We start from the raw sequence: 22,517 nt of genomic DNA on the forward strand, positions 1-22,517 counted from the left end.
CAAAAAAATGGGTAAATATTTCGGAACAGATGGTTTTAGAGGAGAAGCAAATAAGACTTTAACAGTAGAACATGCTTTTAAAGTAGGTCGTTATTTAGGTTGGTATTATAACCGTAACCATAAAGCAAAAATCGTTATTGGTAAGGATACAAGACGTTCAAGCTATATGTTTGAATATGCATTAGTTGCAGGTTTAACTGCAAGTGGTGCAGATGCATATCTTCTTCATGTAACTACAACTCCTTCAGTATCTTATATTGTAAGAACTGATGGATTTGATTGTGGTATCATGATTTCTGCATCACATAACCCTTATTATGATAACGGTATTAAGTTAATCAATGATAAGGGTCAGAAGTTTGATGCTGAAGTAGAAAAGCAGATTGAAATGTATATTGATGGTTTAACTGATGAACTTCCATATGCAACTAAAGATGAAATTGGTCGTGCATTTGATTATTCTATGGGTAGAAATAGATATATTGGTTACTTAATGAGTATTCCTAAACGTGCATTTAGAAATGTCCGTGTTGGTTTAGATTGTGCGAATGGTGCTTCATCTAATATCGCAAAAGCAGTATTTGATGCATTAGGAGCTGAAACATATGTTATCAATGATCATCCAGATGGAGTAAACATCAATACTGATTGTGGTTCTACACATATGGAAGCATTACAGAACTTTGTACGTGAAAAAGGTTTAGATATTGGTTTCGCATTTGATGGTGATGCTGATAGATGTTTAGCTGTAGATGAATTTGGTAGAGTTGTAGATGGTGACTTAATTCTTTATGTATGTGGTCAGGAATTAAAGAAAAACAATGAATTAGCGAATAACACAATCGTTACTACAATCATGAGTAATATTGGTCTTTATAAGGCTTTAGATAAGATTGGTATTGGTTATGCTAAAACTGCTGTTGGTGATAAGTATGTATATGAAAATATGGTCACTAATGGTAACGTGATTGGTGGAGAACAGTCTGGTCATATTATTTTCTCTAAACATGCAACAACTGGTGATGGTATCTTAACATCATTAAAGATTCTTGAAACATGTATTGAAAATAAAAAGACATTAGCTCAGTTAACTGAACCAGTAACTATTTATCCACAGTTATTAATCAATGTACGTGTAAGTGATAAAGCTACAGTATTAAATGATGAAGATATTAAGAAAGCAATTGAAGAAGTGACAGAAACATTAGGTGATGATGGTCGTATTTTAGTAAGAGAATCTGGTACAGAACCATTAATTCGTGTCATGGTTGAAGCACAGACAGATGAAATTTGTCATGAGAATGTACTTAAGGTAGTAAATCTTATTAAAGAAAAAGGCTATGCCGTTAAATAATCACATAATCTAACAAAATATTGCCACTTTCGTGGCAATATTTTCACTTTATAATGAAATATGGGAGGTGAGTCTCTTGAAATACAAAATTAATATTATTGATGATGAGAAACACTTGAATGATATAGTAAGAACATATTTAGAAAAAGAAGGATATGAATGTACTTCTTTCTATACTTATGATGAAGCTTTAATGCATTGTGATGATGATGTACATTTATGGTTAGTAGATATTATGCTTGATAAGAATAGTGGATTTGATTTGTTGACAGCTATTAAATCAAAGCGTCCTGATATGCCTATTGTCTTTATGTCTGCAAGAGACCAGGACTTTGACCGAATCATTGGCTTAGAAAAGGGCTGTGATGAATATATCACAAAACCATTTAATATGAAGGAAGTGATTCTTCGTATTCATAACGTTTTAAAGCGTGTCTATAAAGATACTGAAATGATTGATATTGATGGTTATATGGTGGATGAATCTAAACGTAAAGTATTAGAAAATGACCATGAAATAGATCTGACTACTAAAGAATATGAATTGCTTCTTTATTTTATGAAAAATAAAGGTATTGCGATTTCTCGTGAACAGGTCTTAACACGTGTCTGGGATGAAAACTATTTTGGCAGTGACCGTGTTGTAGATGATACTTTAAGACGTTTAAGAAAGAAGATGCCAAATATCAATATTAAGACAATCTATGGTTTTGGCTATAGACTAGACTAATGTTTAAATCTTTTTCTTTATTAAAACAGCTTCTTGTAGTAATACTTGGTTTAGCTATCATGTTAGTGGCTGTTGTAATGCCTATTGTAGATTCTAATGTGCATGATATTATTGATGATCAGATGTATGAAAAGCTAGAGACATCACAAAGAGATTCTGTAGAATATGACTTTATGCCTTCTAATAATAAAGAGAAGGCAATCTATACAATTGTTTATGATCCTACAGAAAATGCCTTTACATTTAGTAATCTTCATGGAGATGCCACTACATTGACATTACTATATAACTATTTATTTGGACGTGATTTAGAGAAGGTTGTGAATAGTAGTAGACATAATACTATAGAAAGTAAAGGGACTTATGCAAGAGAAACTTATTATTATCGTATTATGAAGGTAGATAATGAGTATTTGATTTCTATTATGTCTAATTCTTATTCAGATAAGCTGATCACAGATATCCGTAATCGTATTATTTATATTCTTTATGCAGTACTCACTATTTTCGCATTAGTACTCGTCTTATGGGTTATTTCTCTTATTCGTCCTTTAAAGAAGATTAAAACATATGTGGATTCTATCGCAAATCGTGAAGAAGCGACTCTAGTTATGGATCGACAAGATGAAATAGGTGTTGTAGGAAATGCGATTGTCACAATGAAAGATGAACTCATGAAGCAGGAAAAAGTCAAAGAAGAAATGATTCATAATATTTCTCATGACCTAAAAACACCTATTGCACTTATTAAGACATATGGACAGAGTGTGAAGGATGATATCTACCCATATGGTGATAAGGACAGTTCTATGGATATTATCCTAGAAAATGCGGATCGTTTAGAACATAAAGTAAAATCCTTACTCTATTTAAATAGATTAGATTACTTAAGTGCTGAAGAAAGTGAATTAAAACCTTTCCCTATCAAAGACTTAATTGAACATATCGTCATGCAAATGGAAGCAATGCAGCATATCCATATAGAAACAGACTTAGATGATGTGGCTTTTATTGGTAATGAAGAACATTGGCGTGTAGCGATAGAAAATATTATTGATAATGCATCACGTTATATGAAATCTGTGATTATGATTACATTAAAGAAAGATACACTCATTATTTATAATGATGGGGATCCTATTGATGAAGATAAGAAAGAGGATCTTTTCAACCCTTATGTTAAAGGGGTGAAAGGACAGTTTGGTTTAGGTCTTTCTATTGTCGCAAAAATTGCGAATATGTATGGCTATGATATTCATGCTGAAAATAAAGATATAGGTGTTGCATTTATATTTACGAAAAGAGCTTCCTAGTTGGGAAGCTTTTTGTGATAAAATAGAGTAAAGGAGTTGAGAACATGACTTATTTTGGAGAACATACACCAAAGCTTGGTTTTGGTATGATGCGTCTACCACGCACTCATGGACAAATTGATATTGAAGAAACAAAGAAAATGGTAGATGCCTTTATGGATGCTGGACTGACTTATTTTGATACAGCTTATGTTTATGAAGGATCAGAGGAAGCAACTAGAAAGGCACTTGTAGAACGTTATCCTAGAGATTGTTATACACTAGCGTCTAAAATCAATGCAAAGATGATGTGTCATGATGAAGAAAGCTGTCAGGCACAATTAAAGGTCAGCTTAGAGAGAACTGGTGCAGGATATTTTGATTATTATCTTCTACATGCATTATCTGATGCCAATGTGGCTTTATATGATCAGTATCATATATGGGACTTTGTGAAGGATGCAAAAGCAAAGGGACTTATTAAACATTATGGTTTCTCTTTCCATGGGACACCACAATTATTAGATGAATTACTCACTAAGCATCCTGATGTAGAATTTGTACAATTACAATTAAACTATGCAGACTGGGAAAACCCAGCTATTACATCACGTGCCAATTATGAAATTGCGAGAAAGCATCAGAAATCTATTGTTGTAATGGAACCTATTAAGGGTGGTACACTGGCCTCACCACCTGAATCAGTCAGAGAAATACTACATAATGCGAATCCTCATATGTCTATTGCATCATGGGCTGTACGTTATGTGGCATCGCTAGATGGTATTATTACAGTACTTAGTGGAATGAGTACAATGGAACAGGTACTAGATAATATTTCTTATATGAAAGATTTTAAACCGTTAAGTAAAGAAGAACAAAATACGATTAAGGAAGCACAAAAGGCATTAGATGCCATTGAATCTATTCCATGTACTGCATGTCGTTATTGTACACCGGGATGCCCAATGGGTATTGAAATACCAGATATTTTCAAGGCAATGAATTGGTATAAGATCTATAGTATGAAGGATAAAGCCAAGGATCGTTATGAAAGCACTGTTCAAAAGAGTGCGAAAGCATCTGAATGTATAGAATGTGGGCAATGTGAGGGTGTTTGTCCACAACAGTTACCTATCATCAAATATTTAAAAGAATGCGCTGATGTATTAGAGGAGTGATGTATTTGAAGAAATGGATCGTATGTCTATTAAGTTTATTATTAGTAACAGGATGTACACAAAAGAAGGTTGCATTACCTAAACCTGTCACTATTGAATTTTATTCAGTTAAGACATGTTCTGAATGTATCGCTTTTAAGAAAAATGCGATACCTTATTTAAAGAAACGTTATAAGAATATTACAATCAAGATGTATGATATGGATGATACAAAAACAACAGACCATTATAATCAAGCAATCAATTCTTTAAAGGATTTTGATGATGAATATTATGGTTTAGGTCCATTTATTTATGTGAAAGGTTATTTTGCCTTACTAGGATATGAAACAGATGATGAAGAAATACTCGCAAAAGATATTGAACGTGTCACGAATGGAAAGAAACCTACTCAAGATTTTAATAATCGTAGGTTTACTGTTAAGTAGTACATCATGTAAAAAGAATATATATTCTGTAAAAGTCTATGGACTTAAGTCCTGTGGAAATTGTAGAATATTAATAGATGATTTCAAGGATGATGAAAACATCCAGCTGCATATGATTGATATTGATACACATATTTTAGCCTATAAGAAAGATATCGCATTATATGATGGTTTGAGTGATAACCAGGCTCCTGTCATAATGACAGAGTCATTTGCGAAAGCAGGTTATTCTAGTAAAGAATATAAGGTACTCAAAAAAGCAATCATATTAGGTAAGAAACCAAATCTAAAAAATTATTATAAAAGGAGATCGAATTATGGCAACACCACACAATGAAGCAAAAAAAGGTGATATCGCAAAAACAGTCTTAATGCCAGGAGACCCATTACGTGCAAAATATCTGGCAGAAACATATTTAGAAGATGTTGTACAGTTCAACGCTGTAAGAAATATGTTTGGTTATACAGGAACTTATAAAGGAAAGAAGATTTCTATTATGGGTTCAGGAATGGGTATGCCTTCTATTGGTATCTATTCTTATGAATTATTCACACAATATGACGTAGAAAACATCATTCGTATCGGTAGTGCAGGTTCTATGCAGAAGAATGTACATATTAGAGATGTGATTATTGCTCAGGGTTCATGTACAGACTCTAACTTTGCCCATCAATATGAATTACCAGGTACTTTCTCAGCTATTTCTTCTTATTCATTATTAGAAAAAGCTGTTACACTCGCAAAAGACAAGAAGATCAACTACCATGTAGGTAATGTATTAGCATCTGATATTTTCTATCATGCAGATACCACTTCTGTAGAAAAATGGTCTAGAATGGGTGTGCTAGCAGTAGAAATGGAATCTTATGCATTATTTGCAACAGCTGCTTATTTAGGTAAGAATGCTTTAACGCTACTTACAATCTCTGATTCTTTAGTCAATGATGAACCAGAAACTACTGCCCAAGAAAGAGAAAAGACATTTACTGCAATGATGGAAGTCGCATTGGAGATTGCTTGATGAAACAGAAGTGTGCATTTTTTGATTTTGATTATACAATAGCTCATGGTGATTCTATTAGGAAGCTATTGTCTTATACTTTAAAGAAGTATCCTTTATCAGTATTCCGTTTTCTTCCACTTATTCCATATGGAATTGGTTATGTATTACATATCTGTTCTATGGAATCAATGAAATCATGGGTTCATTTCCCTTTAGATTTACTCACTGAAGAAGAAATCAAAGACTGTTATGAAAAGGATATCGTACCTACTTATTACCCTCATATGGTTGAAGAGATGAAGAAGAGACAGGAAGAAGGATGTTTAGTATTCCTTGTCACTGCCAGTGCTGAAGCTTATATGCGCTTTAATACACTTCCTTGTGATGAGTTAATGGGTACAAAGACACAAATAAAGGATGGACATTATACATCTCGTATTATTGGTGAGAACTGTAAAGGTAAAGCAAAGGTGACTAGAATTAATCAGTATATGAAGGAACATGATTTAGAAATAGATTATGATCATTCTTATGGTTATTCTGATTCTAATTCTGATCTTCCAATGCTGGAATTATGCCGTTACCGTTATCGTGTCGATAGAAAAGATGGTCACTTATCAGACTTTTAAGCAGCACGTGAGTGCTGCTTTTTCAAACAGTTCTTGAAAAGTATAAATCTCTAGTTTATACTTTTTACTTGAGGAAAAGAGGAATATAAAATGACACGTTATCGTGATACGTATGCAAAAGTACGTTTAGATTATATTAAAGAAAATGTAGAAACATTATATAAAAAAACTAAAAAGCCTATGGTGGCTATCATTAAAGCAAATGCGTATGGACATGGCTATAAGGAAGTTGCTTCTGTTTTAAAGGATGAATCTATTATTCAGATGTTTGCAGTAGCTACTTTAAAAGAAGCTGTAGACTTAAGAGACTTAGGTGTAAAGCAGGATATTCTAGTATTAGGTGCAATACCACTAGAAGACTTAGATATTGCGATTAAGAAGAATATCAGCCTTGCATTATTCTCTTTTGATTACTTAAATAAGATTAATGAGATGCATCACTATGATGCTCCTGTTAAGGTTCATTTAAGCATTGATTCAGGAATGAACAGAATTGGTTTTAAGACAGAAAAAGAATTTGAAAAGGCTATGGAAATGATTGATTCTTCTAAAATTGATGTAGAAGGAATCTTTACTCATTTTGCGACAGCAGATGATTTCTCTCAAGATGATGAATATGAAAAACAATTGGCTTTATTTAAATCTATTGTAGGTAATAACCGTTTTAAATATATTCATTGTGATAACTCAGCTGCTATGATGTTCCATCATTCAGACTATGGTAATTTGACACGTATTGGTATTGCGATGTATGGTGTAGATCCACGTGGTGAAGAAAATAGTGATTTAAAACAAGCTATGAGTCTTTATACAAAAGTTGCTATGGTTAAAGTTGTACCTAAAGGTGAAAAGATTGGTTATGGTATGACTTATACAGCTGATGAGGACCAATATATTGCGACTTTACCAATTGGTTATGCAGATGGATTTACACGTGCTAATCAGGGTAGAGAAGTCTATATTAATGGTCATTACTATCCTGTAGTAGGAAGAGTATGTATGGATCAGTGCATGGTGAAGGTAGATGAAAATGTAAAACCTGGGGATGATGTGGAAATCTTTGGAGAACATATCTCACTTGCGAAAATGGCTAAAGAAATCAATACAATCCCTTATGAAATCATCTGTCTCATTTCACCAAGAGTGGAGAGAATATATGAAAAGTAGAAATCAATATGCGAAAACAATTAGAAGAATAGAAATCGGTTCTAACTTCTTATTAATTATTGGTATATTAGTCAGCTTCTTTATGTCATGGGGTTTACCTGGAACTATTGGGACTGTTGTGCTTTATATCTTACTTATGGCTTATAATTTTACTTTAATGAAAAGATGTCGTTGTGACTCATGTGGTCATGTTGATATTTTTACAAAGTCTAGAAGTTTTGTGACTGGTGTAGAACAGAGATGTCCTAATTGTAACCATAAGTTAAAAAATGATGTACCACTTAATGAAATAGAATTCAAGAAGTAAAAAGATGTCAGCTTAACGGCTGACATCTTTATTATTATATCTTTTTGCAAGTCTCTGGAATGTCGTATGACTTATTTCCAGCATTCTTCCTGCTTCTCTTAAACTAATTAAATTATTCTCCCAAAGCTGATAAATAGAATCAAAATTTTCTGGAATATCCATGACTGGTCTACCAAACTTCACACCTTTTTCTTTTGCGATTCTAATACCTTCAGCTTGTCTTTGTCTAATATTTTCTCTTTCTATCTGGGCAACATAGGACAGTATCTGTAATACAAGATCTGCAATAAACTTTCCTGTTAAGCCATTGATCTTATTTTTTGTATCAAGAAGTGGAAAATCTAATACACTCACATCTACATCCTTATCTTTTGTCAGTATTCTCCATTGTTCAATAATCTCATCATAATTTCTACCAAGTCGGTCAATAGACTTAATATACACTTCATCACCTGCCTTCAGCTTTCTTAACATCTTCTTATAATTCTTACGTTCAAAATCTTTACCTGACTGCTTATCAATAAACATCTTACTCTTATCAATACCAGCCTCTTTCATTGCTTCTACCTGTCTATCAATATTCTGGTCTTTAGTAGAAACTCTAATATAAGCATATTTCATATCCATACCTCCATTAATTATGGAGATTATACAAAATATAAACTTCATATATATATTAATAAAAAACTTTACAAGTAAAAAGATTGCCTTTCGGGCAATCTCTTTTATAGGTTTGCATTTATAAAATCTTTGAAATAGTAGTACTGTAGAGCACCTGGATATTTTGCAGTCACTTTACCTTTTTTAATAATAAATGTACAAGGTGTAGAGACATTGACATTTAATTTCTTGGTAAGGTAATTAGAAGACTTTCCTTTTGTATCAACATAATAAATTTTATTTTTTCTATTCTTTGTCTGGTAAGTAGTCATTACTTCCTGGAAAGACTTCATAGTATTATCAGAACTATTACCTGCAACAAGAATGAAACTATCCTTGTTTTCAATCTTCTGTTCAAACTTAGTGTTTGATAAAGTTGTATATGTTGCATATGTTGCCTGACGATAAATAAATAATCCAAGGAATACAACAAGTACTAATCCAAAAACACTGATTTCACGTGCAAATTTCTTGATAAAATCTTTCATAATTCTTGTATGCCTCCGCTTAAATATTGTAGCAAATTCTACCCTTTATGACAATATCTTATGTTTCACTTTAGTGTATAAGAATGTTATAATGAGGGCATTAGGAGGATGTACAAATGACTAAAGTAGTAAAAACAGACAAAGCACCAGGTGCTATTGGACCATATAGCCAGGGAATTGATATTGGCAATATGATCTTCTTCTCAGGACAGATTCCATTAGATCCTGAAACAGGCGTGATGCCAGAAGGTATCGAAGCACAGACTAGACGTGCATTAGATAATGTAAAAGGTTTACTTGAAAGTCAGAATCTTACATTCAAGAATGTTGTGAAAACAACTGTATTCTTAGATAATATTAATGATTTTGCAACTATGAATGGTATCTATGCTGAATACTTTGAAGAACCTTATCCAGCAAGAAGTGCTGTAGAAGTTGCTAAACTTCCTAAAGGTGCTTTGCTAGAAGTTGAAGTCGTTGCAGTAAAATAGGCTTTCTCATCCGAGAAAGTCTTTTTTTTATGCTTAAAACCTTGAAAATAATGAGAATTGTGCCATAATCAAAAAGACAATAAAAAAGGAGATTAATATGTTACTCTATTTAAAAACTATTTTGTTTGGTATTGTAGAAGGTATCACTGAGTGGTTACCTATCAGTAGTACTGGACATATGATTTTATTAAATGAATTTGTGAAATTAGATGTTTCTAAAGATTTCTATTCTATGTTCCAGGTTGTAATTCAGTTAGGTGCTATTCTTGCAGTAGTAGTTATCTATTGGAATCAGATCTGGCCATTTAAGAAGAATACAAATCCAATGGTAAAAGGTTTCTTTAAATATGTAGATAGAGATATCTTTGACTTATGGCTTAAGATCATCTTTGCATGTATCCCAGCTGCAGTAGTAGGATTATTATTTGATGATGTATTTGAAGCATTATTCTATAATCCACCATGTGTCGCTCTAGCATTAATTATCTTTGGTATTGGATTTATCGTAATTGAAAATAGAAATGCATCATTAAGACCTAAGATTAACTCTTTAAAAGCTATCAATGGTAAAACTGCTTTCTTAATTGGTATGTTCCAGTTAATTGCAGCTATTTTCCCAGGTACATCTCGTTCTGGTGCGACAATCCTTGGTGGATTAATGTTAGGTGTTAGTCGTACAGTTGCTGCAGAATTCACATTCTTCTTAGCTATTCCTGTTATGTTTGGCGCAAGCTTATTAAAACTAGTTAAGTTTGGTCTTGCATTTACAGCTTCACAGCTTGCAGTATTAGGACTTGGTATGCTAGTCGCATTTGTATCATCAATTTTAATCATCAAGTTCTTAATGAGCTATATCAAGAAGCATGACTTCAAGGTATTTGGATGGTATAGAATTGTATTAGGACTATTAGTACTTGCATATTTCTTCATCATTAAATAAAAAACAATGGCGCGAGCCATTGTTTTATTTTTTCTTAATTGTAATACCAATCTTTCTTTCAACCTTTGCAAGTTTCTTTCTTGCGATTCTTCTTGCTTTTTCTGCTCCTGCTTCAAGAATCTTATCAAGATAATCACCGTCTAGGATTTCATTATAACGATCCTGAATTCTCTGAAGTTCATCTCCGACAACTTCTGCAAGATCCTTCTTGAAATCTCCATAACCCTTACCTTCATACATTGTTTCAAGTTCTTCAATAGTTTTACCTGAAATAATAGAATAGATTTCAAGTAGGTTAGAAATACCAGGCTTATTTTCTGGGTCAAACTTCACATGTGAATCACTATCAGTCACTGCAGATAAGATCTTCTTCTTAGATACATTAATTGGATCTAATACATAAATACATCCTTTACCATTAGGTGATGATTTACTCATCTTTTTAGTAGGATCCTGTAAGTCCATAATACGTCCACCTACTTTAGGAATGATAGGTTCAGGAAGCTTGAAAGTATCACTATAACGGCTATTAAAACGTTCTGCTACATTTCTAGCAAGTTCTACATGCTGTTTTTGGTCTTCTCCTACAGGTACATAATCTGGATCATACATTAAGATGTCCGCATTCATTAAAGAAGGGTAGTTGAAGATACCAGCACCAATATGTCCGCCTTTTTCTTCTGCTTCAAGTTTCTTTGATTTATATTGAGTCATACGTGATAATTCACCCATAGAGACCATGCATCCTAAATACCATCCAAGCTGAGCATGTTCTAAGACATCACTCTGTAGGAATAAAGTTACCTGTTCAGGATCTAATCCAGCTGCAATATATAATGCGATTAAATCTTTTGTATTCTTTCTTAAATCCTTAGGTTCCTGGTAAATAGTCATTGAATGAAGATTAGCGACAAAGATAATCATTTCATATTCATTCTGGAACTGTACAAATGGCTTAATAGCGCCAATGTAGTTACCTAAAGTAACACGTCCTGTAGGTTTAATACCACTTAGCATTCTTTTCATAATTACATCCTCCTAAATAAAAAAGGCACGTCCAAAGGACGTGCCACCAATGTGTATTTGTGCTGGTAACGACAGCAGACGTTTCTAACTCATGCTAGAAAAGCTCCCAGAACCCAATTCATTTAGTATCTATGACTCATTTCCACCATCCATGAGCTCTCTATCCATAGTATAAAAAACTACTTATTTCTGTTCATTGCCTCTTCCATTATAATACAAAATTATGTGAATGCAACCAATAAACATACACAACCTACGAAAATGATGTATAATAAACAAAAGAAAGAGGTGAAATCATGATTAGAATCTACACCGCACCAAGTTGTGCATCATGCAGAAAAGTCAAAGCATGGCTCAAAGAACATGATATTCCTTATGTAGAAAAGAATATCTTTTCTACAATATTAAGAGAAGATGAACTACGTGAACTATTAGAACGTAGCGAGAATGGTACGGATGATATCATTTCTAAACGTTCTAAGATCATCAAAGAGAATAAAGTAGACATTGAAGATATGTCTACCAATGAATTAATTCATTTTATTCAGAAGAATCCATCTATTTTAAAACGTCCTATTATGATTGATGAAAGACGTTTCCAGGTAGGTTATAATGCAGAAGAAATTCGCGCATTTATTCCAAGAGAATTAAGAAAGCTGGCAGAATGTCAGAAGTTTGACAACTGTCCACAATTCAGCGCATCTACACTTGTGGAAGACTATCATCGTAATAATAAAGCAGGCTTATAGGCCTGCTTTTAATGCGCTTAGAACTCTCGCAATCTTACTTGCACAGTTTTCTTTATACTGTAGATGATATGTTTGACATAATTCTTCAAATTGTTTAAGTCCTTTTTCTTCGTCATTCACTTCAAATTCTAATTCATAATCAGTGATTCCGTTATAATGATTTTCATCAAGAGATAACATACCTGAATCAAAAGGGACATCTCTTCTAATAGTAGTCAAAGAATAAGCCTGTTTAATAAGACTTAAATTAAATCCCTTATTACTTAATAAACGAGTAATCTCATTATCAGGTATTTCACCCTTTTGAATCATTTCTAAATCTTCTTTAGTAATTTCTAGATTATGTTCTAGACGACCATTCTTTTCAGGAATCTTTAAAGTCATCTCATAATAACCTTCTTTTTCTCTTATACGAAGACTATAGCGTAAAGCACTTAATTCAATACTTGTAAGATAATAGTTTGTCTGACTATAAGTATGCCCTTTGAAGTCATTCATCAATTGATTGAATAGAGCTTCACTTAATAACATCTTATATTCTATTTCAAGATTTTTTTTCATAATATCTCCTCATTTTCTCAAATTATATACTTGAGAGTTGAACCCGTCAATACAAGTCATATTGCGCAAAAAGGTAATAGAAAGTATAATAATAGCGGTGATAAAAAATGAAAAGATATGCAATTGTGTCAAAAAAAGATGATGTATCCCGTCATCTTGCAGCTTTGATTAAAGATGAACTCAAAGAACTGATTTATGATGAAGAACATCCAGATATAGTGATTTCTGTAGGTGGAGATGGCACTATGATTTATTCTATTCATCGTTATGAGCATGTTTTAAATGATGTTTCATTTGTAGGAATCCATACAGGAACACTTGGGTTCTTTACAGACTATTTAAAGGATGAATATAAGCAGCTTGTAAAAGATATCCTTACAAAAGAACCTGAAATCTTTGATCGACATCTCTTGCGTATTTCTTATAATGGAGAAATCTTTCATGCTTTAAATGAAATGCGTATAGAGAATAGTTATCGTTCACAGGTTATAGATATGTATGTAAACGATGAACATATGGAAACATTTAGAGGAAACGGACTTTGTGTCAGTACTCCTTCAGGTTCTACTGCATTAAATAAATCATTAGGTGGGGCAGTGATTAATCCTAGCTTAAGACTGATGCAGGTGACGGAAATAGCTGGTATTCATCATAATGCTTATCGTTCTTTAGGCAGTCCTCTTATTTTAGGAGATGAGGATGTAGTGCGCTTTGAGACAGATTTTAGCGAGAATGCGGTTTTAGGTATTGATACAGATATTTATGAATTAAAGGATCATGATGTCATAGAAGCACGTTTATCTAAACGCGTGGCTCATTTCTGTGATTATCGTCATGTATCATTTGTGAAGAGATTGAGGAAATCATATCTATGATCTTGCAGTTTGAAATAGATGAACAGCACAAAGATATGCGTTTAGATAAATTTTTCTATTTACATGGTATTTCTAAGAAATTAGTCAAAGATTCTAGAAATCATGGAGAGATATTAGTGAATGGAGAAAAGCAGTATTTGTGTTATAAGACAGTAACAGGGGATAGTGTGGCTATTGTTTTTCCTAAAGAAACAAGTCATGTGATTCCTGTTGATATTCCCTTAAAAGTTGTATATGAAGATGATTATTTGATGATTATTGATAAGCAGCCTAATCTTGCCTGTATCCCTGTTAAGAAGTACTTAACAGAATCATTAGGGAATGCGATTATGTATTATTATCAAGCAAATCATATTGAAAGTGCAATTCACTTAGTAAATAGACTTGATAAAGAAACATCAGGACTCATGATGATTGCGAAAAGCCGTTATGTTCATGATGCTTTTTCTCATGATATCAAACAGGTGAAACGTGTATATCATGCACTTGTAAAAGGTAATCCAGGACAAGGAACTGTCAATGCGCCTATTGACCATGCAGAAGGTCATGGGACTAAAAGAGAAGTAAAAGAAGGCGGTAAAGAAGCAATCACCCATTACCGTACTATTAAAACAACTAAAGACTATTCTTTAGTAGAATGTAAGCTAGAAACAGGACGTACGCATCAGATACGTGTTCATATGGCTTATTTAGGATGTCCATTAGTAGGAGATCCACTTTATGGTGAAGGAGAAGGGTTTTATCTAGATAGTGTAGAAATAGCCTTTAAACATCCTATCACACAACAATGTATGACTTTAAAGAAGGTGTTCAACGATGTACGAATTAAAAAAATTAAATCTTAAGCAGTCAGAAAAATATATGACTTATAAATGTAATGAATATGGAAAGCACTACAAGAAGTTCTCTAGAATTATTCCTGTAGTTGTGATTATCACATTAGTGGCTGCTTTTCTTGTTCCAACTCAATCTAAAGTAATCTATGCCCTTGGGGTAGCTATTACTGCTGGCTTATTCTTTATGGTTTATAGTTATTATAAACAGATGGTGAACTTAAAAGAGGTACCTACAGTACCTTGTGAATATGTGGTTACACCAGTGAAGTATAATGAGAGAGTACAGCTTAAGACGACTAAGGGGGATAATCTCTTATTTGCTTTTGTAGAAAAGAGCCGTTCTATTTATAAGAATGAAAAAGAAGCACTTATTATCTATGTACCTGAAACAGGACATATTTATGGTGAACATGTAGCTTTACTTAAAGATATTAAGGGATAGTTATGGAACAATTAGATATGCATGAATTTGAAAATGATGCGATAAGAAAAGCAAATCTCATTAAAGAAGGAAAAAGAAAAGCATATTCAGAAGAAGAATTTTTGGAACTTTTAGAAAAAGAAGGATTGTGAAAAAAACGGCATACCTCATGAGAGGCATGTCGTTTTTAGTATTGTTTGTGTTTTACATCACGAAGCTTATTCTGAAAATCAATATCAATAATAACACCCATTGCGAACATATATGAAAGCAATGAAGATCCTCCATAAGACAGCATTGGTAAAGTAATACCAGTAATAGGAAGTAATCCAAGAATCATTCCAATATTCCATGACTGCTGGAAGATGAGACATCCAAATGTCCCCATGATAAATGTCTTATCACGAATATTATCACTCTTTAAGCCAATATTTAAGATAGTGATATCAAATGCTGCAATTGCAAGTAAAGTGATGAGTGCACCTACATAACCAAAATCAGTCGCAATAACTGAGAAGATAAAGTCTGTCTGTCCTTCAGGGAAGACCTTGACAACAGCTCTAAAGCCATGTCCAAACCATCCTGCAGTCCCATAAGATAACTGAGCATACCATGACTGTAACCCTTGGTTACCAGTTGTTCCTTCAGGATCTAACCAGCCATAAATACGGTCTAGTTTATGCCCTGAGATGATAGATGTAAAGACTCCGTTCTGGTAGATGAATAAATAAGCCATTCCAAGTACACCTACTACTGCAATCACTAAAATAAATAGGAACCAGTTTCCATTCATACCACTTGATAATAATACAAAGAAAACAGCTGCCATAATAATCATCATAACCCCTGAGTCATTCTGTAAATAAATAAGAATAGCTGGTGGTAAAGAAATCTTCATGACTTGAATGATATACTGTATTTCACTGTCCGTTGTCTTAACTAAGACACGATCGTTATATTCTTGTGTGATTTTCGCAAGATACATAACCATGATGATTTTCATGAATTCAGAAGGCTGAAAACTGAATCCTGGGATAGTATACCATGAAGTCGCACCATTTACCCAGGTTGCTAGAGGTACTATGTGGATATGCAATACTTTTGTATAGACAAAATGGTCTATTGCAAGTCCGATAAGTAATACAATAAAAATCATATAGAGTGTTTTAATATGAGTATATAGGGTATCCTGACCTATTTTATAGACAATATAGCCTAGAATGCCACCTATAACATAATAAAGCCCTTGCTTCAACCATAGTGTATAAGGATTCGCAATGTTGGTCATAATTGGTGCAGCACTTGCAACCGCAAAACAACTGATGGCACCAAGCAATATAATTAAGGCAATAAGAGGATATTTCTTGAGTGTTTCTTCAAGGTTTTCCATGCGTGCCCTCCTTTTTTTCTTTTTACTTTTTTCATTCTTATAGTATACTATATTTTAAAGATACTTCAATAAAAAGGAGGTAACTATAAGTAACTGAATATATTAACTATTGTGTTTGAATGTGTTTAAATATGCTCGAGAGAGTGCTAAAATGAATACACTAAGTATCACAATTATAAGCCAAAAGATTTTAACGTTGTCTCTAATGGTACGACTTATAAGAACATCAACAAACATGCAAAATTAAAGAAGCTTGAAAAACAGCTTATTCGAGAACAGAGAACTCTTTCTCGAAAGTATGAAAATCTAAAGAAAGGAGAGTCCACTCAAAAAACAAAGGTTTGGGGTAAGGAACTTCATCATAGAATCAATCACAAAGATAGTAAAAACCAAGCCATCTTATATAACGATTGAAGATTTAAATGTATTAGGAATGATGAAGACAAACGCAAATGTATGTATATACCGAAGGCTATTTCGGAAATTTACGACTATGAAGTGTACAAGAACTTGTGAGTAGATATGATTTCGGTCAATCCAAAGCATACACGATGAAATAGTAAGTAATGTTCGTGAGAACTTACATTATCTCGATGTGAGATATTCAATCACATTTTGAGTGGCAGTGTGCGTAAAGTGTCTAAAAATATGATGATTGGGATTATTGCAGCAATCGTAGTTGTACTTGTGATTGTTGTGATGATGACTCGTAAAAAGAAAACAAGTAAAGAACAGTGTCCGATTGATGCAGATCTATTAATTAAAGCATTAGGTGGTAAAGACAACATTACTGCTTTAGAAGCATCACCTTCTAAATTAAAGGCGACTTTAAAGCAGGATAAGGATCTTGATATTGAAACAATTAAAACACTAGGGGCTAGTGGTATTGTGGCAGGTCATTTAACACTTACTATGATCTTTGGTAAAGCATCAAGTATTATCTGTGAAACTGTGTTAGAAAAAATTAAATAAGAGGTATTGTTATGAAATTTAAGATGGTACATGAAAACTATAACGTTAAGGATCTAGATGCTTCTCTTAAATTCTATGAAGAAGCATTAGGCTTAACTGAAAGAAGACGTAAGGTGAGTGAAGATGGAAACTTCATTATTGTATATGTTGGTAATGAAACAACTCCATTTGAATTAGAACTCACATGGCTTAAAGATCATCCACAGGCTTATGATATTGGTGAAGAAGAATTCCATTTAGCTTTTCATGTAGATGATTATGAAGGAGCACATGCATTACATGAAAAGATGGGATGTATCTGTTTTGAAAATCCTTCAATGGGCATCTATTTTATCCAGGATCCAGATGGATACTGGCTTGAAATCATACCTGAAAAATAGTCTAGGAAATGCATGATGCATTTCCTTTTTTGGTGAAAAAATAATTAAAAAATATTTTTAGATAGGAAAAAAGTTACTAATGTAAGCGCATTATTCCTAAAACAACAAATATATTATTACTAATTTAGAAAAATAAAACAAACTTATGAGAAAAATCTTTATCACAAGGTAAAAAATGTTATACGTTTACAGAAAACGCATACAAAAATGTAAGCAAATCCATAGACAAACATTTTGAATAATGGTATATTGAAATCGCTGAAAAGGATGAGTAACAAAATTCAGTAGTTTTTTATACTTTAAGGAGGAATTGTTACAATGGATACAAATCGTTTTGCTGATGCGTGGGCTGGATTCAAAGGCCGTTTATGGAAAGAAGAAGTAAATACTAGAGACTTCATTCAGAATAACTACAAACCATATGATGGCGATGAATCATTCTTAGCTGAACCTACAGAAGCAACTAATAAATTATGGGGCAGATTACAGGAACTTCAGGCAGAAGAAAGAGCTAAAGGCGGAGTTCTTGATATGGAAACTGAAGTAGTTTCTGGTTTAACTGCTTATGGACCTGGTTATATTGATGAAAGCATGAAGGACTTAGAAACTGTTGTTGGTTTACAGACAGATAAGCCTTTAAAGAGAGCATTCATGCCTTATGGTGGTATCCGTATGGCTGAACAGGCTTGCGAAACTTATGGTTATACACCAAACCCAGAATTACATAAGATCTTTACTGAATATCATAAGACTCATAACCAGGGTGTATTTGATGTTTACACTCCTGAAATTATGAAAGCACGTCATAATAAGATCATCACTGGTCTTCCAGATACTTATGGTCGTGGACGTATTGTTGGTGACTACAGAAGAGTTGCTTTATACGGTATCGATGCATTAATCGAATGGAAGAAAGAAGACTTTGCTAACTGCGGTAGCGGATCTATGACTGAAGACATCATCAGAAAGAGAGAAGAAATTGCTGAACAGGTAAGAGCTCTTAACAATATGAAGAAGATGGCTGAAGCTTATGGTTATGATATTTCTAAACCAGCTACTAACGCTCGTGAAGCATTCCAGTGGTTATACTTTGGTTATTTAGCAGCTATCAAGACTCAGAATGGTGCAGCTATGTCAGTTGGACGTATCTCTACATTCCTTGATATCTATATTGAAAGAGATTTAGCTAACGGCACATTAACTGAAAGCGAAGCTCAGGAATTAGTTGACCATATCGTTATGAAATTCCGTATGGTTAAGTTCGCACGTATCCCATCATACAACGCATTATTCTCTGGTGACCCAGTATGGGCTACTCTTGAAGTTGCAGGTTTAGGTACTGACGGACGTTCAATGGTTACAAAGAATGACTACCGTTTCTTACATACATTAGAAGATATGGGTCCTTCTCCAGAACCAAACTTAACAGTTCTATATACAGAAGCATTACCAGAAAACTTCAAGAAGTATGCTGCTAAGATCTCTATCGATACTTCATCAATTCAGTATGAAAACGATGACGTTATGAGACCTGTATGGGGCGATGACTATTCAATCTGCTGCTGTGTATCAGCTACTCAGACTGGTAAAGAAATGCAGTTCTTCGGTGCAAGAGCTAACTTAGCTAAGTGCTTAACTTACGCTATCAATGGTGGTGTCGATGAAAAGACTAAACAGCAGGTAGGTCCTGAATATAGAGGAATTACTTCTGAATATCTTGATTATGATGAAGTTATCAAGAAATATGAAAACATGATGGGCTGGTTAGCAGACTTATATGTAAATACATTAAACTTAATCCAGTACATGCATGATAAATACTACTATGAAGCTGCAGAAATGGCATTAATCGATACTGATGTTCGTAGAACATTCGCTACTGGTATTGCTGGTTTCTCACATGTAGTAGACTCATTAAGCGCAATTAAATATGCTAAGGTTAAGACTATCAGAGATGAAGATGGTATCGTAGTTGATTACGAAGTTGAAGGTGACTTCCCTCGTTATGGTAACGATGATGACAGAGCTGACAACATCGCAGTTTGGTTATTACATACATTCTTAGAAAAGATCAAACAGCATCATACATATAGAAATTCTGAACCAACTACTTCAATCTTAACAATCACTTCTAACGTAGTTTATGGTAAGGCTACAGGTTCATTACCTGATGGACGTAAAGCTGGTGAACCATTATCTCCAGGTGCTAACCCATCATATGGTGCAGAAAAGAACGGTTTACTTGCTTCATTAAACTCAGTTGCTAAGTTACCTTACGAATGGGCATTAGATGGTATCTCAAATACTCAGACAATTGCTCCAAGTGCTTTAGGTCATGACGAAGCTGAAAGAGCTGATAAGTTAGTAACAGTTATGGATGGTTACTTCAGACAGGGTGCTCATCACTTAAACGTTAACGTATTCGGTAAAGAAAAGTTAATCGATGCAATGGAACATCCAGAAAAACCAGAATATGCAAACTTCACAATCCGTGTATCTGGTTATGCAGTTAAGTTCATTGACTTAACTAGAGAACAGCAGTTGGACGTAATTGCTAGAACTTGTCACGATCATATGTAATAATTAAAACAGTCTCTTATGAGACTGTTTTTTATAGAGGAGGAGAATGTAATGAATGCACGTGTACATTCCGTTGAAACATTTGGTCTTGTAGATGGACCAGGTGTACGTTTTATCTTATTTCTACATGGATGTCCTTTTAGATGTCAGTTCTGTCATAACCCAGATACATGGGCAAGTCAGAAGTTTGAAGAATGGACACCACAGCAGGCATTAGACCGTGCCTTACGTTTTGAACCTTATTGGGGTAAAGATGGTGGAATTACTGTATCTGGTGGTGAACCACTTGTACAGATTGATTTCTTATTAGAATTCTTTAAACTTGCTAAAGCTGCAGGAATCAATACATGTATTGATACAAGTGGTGCATGTTTTACAAGAGAAGAACCTTTCTTCTCTAAGTTTGAGGAATTAATGAAATATACTGATTTATTGATGGTTGACATTAAAGAAATTAATGACGAAAGACATCAGGTATTAACAGGTGCTTCAAACAAGCGTGTTCTTGATATGATTCAATATTTGAATGATATCAATAAGCCTATCTGGATTAGACATGTACTTGTTCCTGAAAGAAGTGATTATGATGAAGATCTTCATGCTTTAGCTGATTATATTGATACTTTAAGTAATGTGAAAAAGGTAGAAGTTCTTCCTTATCATACTCTTGGTGTATATAAGTGGAAGGAACTTAACTTAGAATATCAACTAGAAGGAATTGATCCACCTACAAATGAACGTGTAGAAAACGCAAATAAGATTCTACATACAGATAAATATAAATAAGTATGATATAATGTCTCCTAGAAGGAGGCATTTTTCATGGATGAATTGCTTTTTGATGAAAATTACATTGTTTTCTTACAGAATCAGAGTTTAGATACTTTATGCAGCCTTTATTATGAGATACATAATCAATTAATGGATATTATTCATACTCATAATGAGGAAGAAAACTATAAAGTAATCACTGCTAAACGTGCGATGATTGAAGGAACAATCATGACCAAGGTTATGCAGGAGTATGGTTATTCACTTGATCAATATGCATATTATAAAAATGATAAAATGGTAGCTTAAAAATATTATGCCTTTAAAAAAGCTCGTTTACTTTTAGTAGTAAATAATTTAAAATATGAGTGATTACTATTATGGAGGTAAAGGATAATGAAATTAGGTACTATTGAAGGTGGAGGAACAAAGTTCGTCGTTGGTGTTGGTGATGAGAATGGTAACATTTTTGAAAGAGAATCTTTCCCAACTACAACACCAGAAGAAACAATGAAGAAAACAATTGAATTCTTCAAGGATAAGGGTGTAGAAGCTATTGGCTTTGGATCATTTGGCCCAATTGATCCAGATAAGACAAGTCCTACTTATGGAAGTGTCACTACTACTCCTAAACCAGGATGGTCTAATCATAATGTCGTAAAGGATTTAGAAGAAGCATTCCCAGGTGTTCCTGTAGGATTTGATACTGATGTAAACAGTGCATGCTTAGGTGAAGTAGAATTTGGTGCTGCTAAAGGATTAAATAGCGCTTTATACTTGACTATTGGTACAGGTGTAGGTGGAGGTGCTGTTGTAGAAGGTAATCTTGTACATGGTTTACTACATCCTGAAATGGGTCATATGAAATTGATTACTCGCCCAGAAGATACTTATAAGGGTAAATGTCCATATCATGGAACATGTTTTGAAGGTTTAGCAGCTGGACCAGCTATTGAAGAACGCTGGGGTAAGAGTGCTAAAGAATTACCTGTTGATCATCCAGCATGGGATTTAGAAGCTTATTATATTGCTCAGGCTTTATGTATTTATATTCTTACAATCTCACCTAAGAAGATTATTTTAGGTGGAGGTGTTATGCACCAGAAACAGTTATTCCCAATGATTCATAAATACGTTCAGGAAATGTTGAACGGCTATGTTGCAAAAGAAGAAATTACAACAGATAAGATCAAGGATTATATTGTTTATCCAGGACTTGCTGATAATGCAGGATTATGTGGTGGATTAGCACTTGCTAAACAGGCATTAAAGAATAAATAAAAGC

The 22,517-nt window shown here is 33.6% G+C and carries 28 protein-coding genes; 23 read left to right on the forward strand and 5 right to left on the reverse strand.

Annotated elements, in window-relative coordinates:
- Positions 1 to 7: 7 nt before the first annotated feature.
- The 10 genes from glmM (at position 8) to DW269_RS01775 (ending at position 8,092) form a co-directional block, all read left to right on the forward strand.
- Positions 8 to 1,354 carry a phosphoglucosamine mutase gene (gene glmM / locus DW269_RS01730; RefSeq protein ID WP_117458279.1) on the forward strand — a complete coding sequence of 449 codons (1,347 nt, stop codon included), beginning with the start codon at positions 8 to 10 and terminating at the stop codon, positions 1,352 to 1,354.
- 76 nt (positions 1,355 to 1,430) lie between these two features.
- Positions 1,431 to 2,084: a response regulator transcription factor gene (locus DW269_RS01735; protein WP_022424455.1), complete on the forward strand. Its 654-nt coding sequence runs from the start codon at positions 1,431 to 1,433 to the stop codon at positions 2,082 to 2,084.
- Complete coding sequence (locus tag DW269_RS01740; RefSeq protein ID WP_117458280.1) at positions 2,084 to 3,397, forward strand: cell wall metabolism sensor histidine kinase WalK; 1,314 nt, start codon at positions 2,084 to 2,086, stop codon at positions 3,395 to 3,397. The genes DW269_RS01735 and DW269_RS01740 overlap by 1 nt, the downstream gene beginning before the upstream one ends.
- Before the next feature lie 44 nt (positions 3,398 to 3,441).
- The gene (locus DW269_RS01745; protein WP_117458281.1) at positions 3,442 to 4,557 is read left to right on the forward strand and encodes an aldo/keto reductase; all 1,116 of its coding nucleotides are present in this window, start codon (positions 3,442 to 3,444) and stop codon (positions 4,555 to 4,557) included.
- Positions 4,558 to 4,562: 5 nt separating this feature from the next.
- Complete coding sequence (locus DW269_RS01750; RefSeq protein ID WP_117458316.1) at positions 4,563 to 4,985, forward strand: hypothetical protein; 423 nt, start codon at positions 4,563 to 4,565, stop codon at positions 4,983 to 4,985.
- Positions 4,986 to 5,097: 112 nt separating this feature from the next.
- Positions 5,098 to 5,322 carry a hypothetical protein gene (locus DW269_RS12540; protein WP_147321672.1) on the forward strand — a complete coding sequence of 75 codons (225 nt, stop codon included), beginning with the start codon at positions 5,098 to 5,100 and terminating at the stop codon, positions 5,320 to 5,322.
- Entirely contained in the window at positions 5,303 to 6,007 is a 705-nt protein-coding gene (gene deoD / locus DW269_RS01760; protein ID WP_117458283.1) for a purine-nucleoside phosphorylase, read from the forward strand. Before DW269_RS12540 ends, deoD begins: the two co-directional genes overlap by 20 nt.
- Positions 6,007 to 6,618 (forward strand): HAD-IB family hydrolase, encoded by a 612-nt coding sequence (locus DW269_RS01765; RefSeq protein ID WP_117458284.1) that lies wholly within the window; start codon positions 6,007 to 6,009, stop codon positions 6,616 to 6,618. The genes deoD and DW269_RS01765 overlap by 1 nt, the downstream gene beginning before the upstream one ends.
- Before the next feature lie 90 nt (positions 6,619 to 6,708).
- Positions 6,709 to 7,785, forward strand: coding sequence for an alanine racemase (gene alr / locus DW269_RS01770; RefSeq protein ID WP_117458285.1), 1,077 nt, complete (start codon positions 6,709 to 6,711; stop codon positions 7,783 to 7,785).
- Positions 7,775 to 8,092 (forward strand): hypothetical protein, encoded by a 318-nt coding sequence (locus DW269_RS01775; protein WP_117458286.1) that lies wholly within the window; start codon positions 7,775 to 7,777, stop codon positions 8,090 to 8,092. Before alr ends, DW269_RS01775 begins: the two co-directional genes overlap by 11 nt.
- A 12-nt stretch (positions 8,093 to 8,104) precedes the next feature.
- Here DW269_RS01775 and DW269_RS01780 read toward each other — a convergent pair whose 3' ends face one another.
- Together DW269_RS01780 and DW269_RS01785 are read right to left on the reverse strand one after the other, a co-directional pair.
- Positions 8,105 to 8,713: a recombinase family protein gene (locus DW269_RS01780; protein ID WP_022424464.1), complete on the reverse strand. Its 609-nt coding sequence runs from the start codon at positions 8,711 to 8,713 to the stop codon at positions 8,105 to 8,107.
- A gap of 104 nt (positions 8,714 to 8,817) precedes the next feature.
- Positions 8,818 to 9,240, reverse strand: coding sequence for a hypothetical protein (locus DW269_RS01785; RefSeq protein ID WP_117458288.1), 423 nt, complete (start codon positions 9,238 to 9,240; stop codon positions 8,818 to 8,820).
- A 116-nt stretch (positions 9,241 to 9,356) separates the two neighbouring features.
- Here DW269_RS01785 and DW269_RS01790 point away from each other — a divergent pair, with 116 nt between their 5' ends.
- Together DW269_RS01790 and DW269_RS01795 are read left to right on the forward strand one after the other, a co-directional pair.
- Complete coding sequence (locus DW269_RS01790; RefSeq protein ID WP_117458289.1) at positions 9,357 to 9,731, forward strand: RidA family protein; 375 nt, start codon at positions 9,357 to 9,359, stop codon at positions 9,729 to 9,731.
- 97 nt (positions 9,732 to 9,828) lie between these two features.
- On the forward strand, positions 9,829 to 10,671 hold the full coding sequence (locus DW269_RS01795; RefSeq protein ID WP_022424467.1) for an undecaprenyl-diphosphate phosphatase: 843 nt from the start codon (positions 9,829 to 9,831) through the stop codon (positions 10,669 to 10,671).
- A gap of 24 nt (positions 10,672 to 10,695) precedes the next feature.
- Here the strand turns inward: DW269_RS01795 and trpS are convergent, their stop codons facing one another.
- On the reverse strand, positions 10,696 to 11,697 hold the full coding sequence (trpS, locus tag DW269_RS01800) for a tryptophan--tRNA ligase (protein ID WP_117458291.1): 1,002 nt from the start codon (positions 11,695 to 11,697) through the stop codon (positions 10,696 to 10,698).
- A 296-nt stretch (positions 11,698 to 11,993) separates the two neighbouring features.
- Here trpS and spx point away from each other — a divergent pair, with 296 nt between their 5' ends.
- Positions 11,994 to 12,446, forward strand: coding sequence for a transcriptional regulator Spx (gene spx / locus DW269_RS01805; protein ID WP_117458292.1), 453 nt, complete (start codon positions 11,994 to 11,996; stop codon positions 12,444 to 12,446).
- Here the strand turns inward: spx and DW269_RS01810 are convergent.
- Positions 12,441 to 13,007, reverse strand: a complete 567-nt coding sequence (locus DW269_RS01810) for a CYTH domain-containing protein (protein ID WP_117458293.1) — start codon at positions 13,005 to 13,007, stop codon at positions 12,441 to 12,443. The two genes, spx and DW269_RS01810, sit on opposite strands and share 6 nt — an antisense overlap.
- Before the next feature lie 107 nt (positions 13,008 to 13,114).
- Between DW269_RS01810 and DW269_RS01815 the strand changes: the two genes are divergently transcribed.
- From DW269_RS01815 to DW269_RS13090, 4 genes are read left to right on the forward strand one after another with little or no spacing between them, the layout of a single operon-like run.
- A complete protein-coding gene (locus tag DW269_RS01815) occupies positions 13,115 to 13,882 on the forward strand; it encodes an NAD kinase (RefSeq protein WP_117458294.1) in 768 nt (255 codons plus the stop codon).
- Positions 13,879 to 14,727, forward strand: a complete 849-nt coding sequence (locus DW269_RS01820) for an RluA family pseudouridine synthase (RefSeq protein WP_117458295.1) — start codon at positions 13,879 to 13,881, stop codon at positions 14,725 to 14,727. Before DW269_RS01815 ends, DW269_RS01820 begins: the two co-directional genes overlap by 4 nt.
- The gene (locus DW269_RS01825; protein ID WP_117458296.1) at positions 14,699 to 15,160 is read left to right on the forward strand and encodes a hypothetical protein; all 462 of its coding nucleotides are present in this window, start codon (positions 14,699 to 14,701) and stop codon (positions 15,158 to 15,160) included. The genes DW269_RS01820 and DW269_RS01825 overlap by 29 nt, the downstream gene beginning before the upstream one ends.
- 2 nt (positions 15,161 to 15,162) lie before the next feature.
- Positions 15,163 to 15,291 (forward strand): hypothetical protein, encoded by a 129-nt coding sequence (locus DW269_RS13090; protein WP_255413814.1) that lies wholly within the window; start codon positions 15,163 to 15,165, stop codon positions 15,289 to 15,291.
- 35 nt (positions 15,292 to 15,326) lie between these two features.
- On the opposite strand, the gene DW269_RS01830 is transcribed toward DW269_RS13090, so the two are convergent.
- Positions 15,327 to 16,529 carry an FtsW/RodA/SpoVE family cell cycle protein gene (locus DW269_RS01830; protein ID WP_117458297.1) on the reverse strand — a complete coding sequence of 401 codons (1,203 nt, stop codon included), beginning with the start codon at positions 16,527 to 16,529 and terminating at the stop codon, positions 15,327 to 15,329.
- Positions 16,530 to 17,177: 648 nt separating this feature from the next.
- On the opposite strand from DW269_RS01830, the gene DW269_RS01840 reads away from it, so the two are divergent.
- From DW269_RS01840 to DW269_RS01865, 6 genes are all read left to right on the forward strand, one after another.
- Positions 17,178 to 17,501: a PTS transporter subunit EIIB gene (locus DW269_RS01840; RefSeq protein ID WP_117458298.1), complete on the forward strand. Its 324-nt coding sequence runs from the start codon at positions 17,178 to 17,180 to the stop codon at positions 17,499 to 17,501.
- Positions 17,502 to 17,512: 11 nt separating this feature from the next.
- Positions 17,513 to 17,881 carry a VOC family protein gene (locus DW269_RS01845; protein WP_117458299.1) on the forward strand — a complete coding sequence of 123 codons (369 nt, stop codon included), beginning with the start codon at positions 17,513 to 17,515 and terminating at the stop codon, positions 17,879 to 17,881.
- Between the two features lie 318 nt (positions 17,882 to 18,199).
- Complete coding sequence (gene pflB, locus DW269_RS01850) at positions 18,200 to 20,461, forward strand: formate C-acetyltransferase (RefSeq protein ID WP_117458300.1); 2,262 nt, start codon at positions 18,200 to 18,202, stop codon at positions 20,459 to 20,461.
- A gap of 51 nt (positions 20,462 to 20,512) precedes the next feature.
- Positions 20,513 to 21,247 (forward strand): pyruvate formate-lyase-activating protein, encoded by a 735-nt coding sequence (gene pflA / locus DW269_RS01855; RefSeq protein ID WP_022424479.1) that lies wholly within the window; start codon positions 20,513 to 20,515, stop codon positions 21,245 to 21,247.
- 36 nt (positions 21,248 to 21,283) lie between these two features.
- A complete protein-coding gene (locus DW269_RS01860; RefSeq protein WP_117458302.1) occupies positions 21,284 to 21,541 on the forward strand; it encodes a hypothetical protein in 258 nt (85 codons plus the stop codon).
- An 87-nt stretch (positions 21,542 to 21,628) separates the two neighbouring features.
- Entirely contained in the window at positions 21,629 to 22,513 is an 885-nt protein-coding gene (locus DW269_RS01865; RefSeq protein ID WP_117458303.1) for an ROK family protein, read from the forward strand.
- Positions 22,514 to 22,517 lie beyond the last annotated feature (4 nt).

It is taken from the genome of Catenibacterium sp. AM22-6LB, assembly GCF_003435615.1.
GTDB lineage: Bacteria > Bacillota_I > Bacilli_A > Erysipelotrichales > Coprobacillaceae > Catenibacterium > Catenibacterium mitsuoka_A.

What these genes read in the sequence shown, in the direction of transcription:
- deoD (WP_117458283.1), top strand. Translation starts at nt 5,303, where the DNA reads ATGGCAACACCACACAATGAAGCAAAAAAAGGTGATATCGCAAAAACA.
- DW269_RS01765 (WP_117458284.1), top strand. Translation starts at nt 6,007, where the DNA reads ATGAAACAGAAGTGTGCATTTTTTGATTTTGATTATACAATAGCTCAT.
- DW269_RS01745 (WP_117458281.1), top strand. Translation starts at nt 3,442, where the DNA reads ATGACTTATTTTGGAGAACATACACCAAAGCTTGGTTTTGGTATGATG.
- DW269_RS13090 (WP_255413814.1), top strand. Translation starts at nt 15,163, where the DNA reads ATGGAACAATTAGATATGCATGAATTTGAAAATGATGCGATAAGAAAA.
- DW269_RS01740 (WP_117458280.1), top strand. Translation starts at nt 2,084, where the DNA reads ATGTTTAAATCTTTTTCTTTATTAAAACAGCTTCTTGTAGTAATACTT.
- pflB (WP_117458300.1), top strand. Translation starts at nt 18,200, where the DNA reads ATGGATACAAATCGTTTTGCTGATGCGTGGGCTGGATTCAAAGGCCGT.
- DW269_RS01810 (WP_117458293.1), bottom strand. Translation starts at nt 13,007, where the DNA reads ATGAAAAAAAATCTTGAAATAGAATATAAGATGTTATTAAGTGAAGCT.
- DW269_RS01860 (WP_117458302.1), top strand. Translation starts at nt 21,284, where the DNA reads ATGGATGAATTGCTTTTTGATGAAAATTACATTGTTTTCTTACAGAAT.
- DW269_RS01845 (WP_117458299.1), top strand. Translation starts at nt 17,513, where the DNA reads ATGAAATTTAAGATGGTACATGAAAACTATAACGTTAAGGATCTAGAT.
- DW269_RS01830 (WP_117458297.1), bottom strand. Translation starts at nt 16,529, where the DNA reads ATGGAAAACCTTGAAGAAACACTCAAGAAATATCCTCTTATTGCCTTA.
- DW269_RS01785 (WP_117458288.1), bottom strand. Translation starts at nt 9,240, where the DNA reads ATGAAAGATTTTATCAAGAAATTTGCACGTGAAATCAGTGTTTTTGGA.
- DW269_RS01795 (WP_022424467.1), top strand. Translation starts at nt 9,829, where the DNA reads ATGTTACTCTATTTAAAAACTATTTTGTTTGGTATTGTAGAAGGTATC.
- alr (WP_117458285.1), top strand. Translation starts at nt 6,709, where the DNA reads ATGACACGTTATCGTGATACGTATGCAAAAGTACGTTTAGATTATATT.
- DW269_RS01825 (WP_117458296.1), top strand. Translation starts at nt 14,699, where the DNA reads ATGTACGAATTAAAAAAATTAAATCTTAAGCAGTCAGAAAAATATATG.
- DW269_RS01790 (WP_117458289.1), top strand. Translation starts at nt 9,357, where the DNA reads ATGACTAAAGTAGTAAAAACAGACAAAGCACCAGGTGCTATTGGACCA.
- DW269_RS01820 (WP_117458295.1), top strand. Translation starts at nt 13,879, where the DNA reads ATGATCTTGCAGTTTGAAATAGATGAACAGCACAAAGATATGCGTTTA.
- DW269_RS01865 (WP_117458303.1), top strand. Translation starts at nt 21,629, where the DNA reads ATGAAATTAGGTACTATTGAAGGTGGAGGAACAAAGTTCGTCGTTGGT.
- DW269_RS01815 (WP_117458294.1), top strand. Translation starts at nt 13,115, where the DNA reads ATGAAAAGATATGCAATTGTGTCAAAAAAAGATGATGTATCCCGTCAT.
- pflA (WP_022424479.1), top strand. Translation starts at nt 20,513, where the DNA reads ATGAATGCACGTGTACATTCCGTTGAAACATTTGGTCTTGTAGATGGA.
- DW269_RS01780 (WP_022424464.1), bottom strand. Translation starts at nt 8,713, where the DNA reads ATGAAATATGCTTATATTAGAGTTTCTACTAAAGACCAGAATATTGAT.
- DW269_RS01840 (WP_117458298.1), top strand. Translation starts at nt 17,178, where the DNA reads ATGATGATTGGGATTATTGCAGCAATCGTAGTTGTACTTGTGATTGTT.
- trpS (WP_117458291.1), bottom strand. Translation starts at nt 11,697, where the DNA reads ATGAAAAGAATGCTAAGTGGTATTAAACCTACAGGACGTGTTACTTTA.
- DW269_RS12540 (WP_147321672.1), top strand. Translation starts at nt 5,098, where the DNA reads ATGATTGATATTGATACACATATTTTAGCCTATAAGAAAGATATCGCA.
- DW269_RS01775 (WP_117458286.1), top strand. Translation starts at nt 7,775, where the DNA reads ATGAAAAGTAGAAATCAATATGCGAAAACAATTAGAAGAATAGAAATC.
- spx (WP_117458292.1), top strand. Translation starts at nt 11,994, where the DNA reads ATGATTAGAATCTACACCGCACCAAGTTGTGCATCATGCAGAAAAGTC.
- glmM (WP_117458279.1), top strand. Translation starts at nt 8, where the DNA reads ATGGGTAAATATTTCGGAACAGATGGTTTTAGAGGAGAAGCAAATAAG.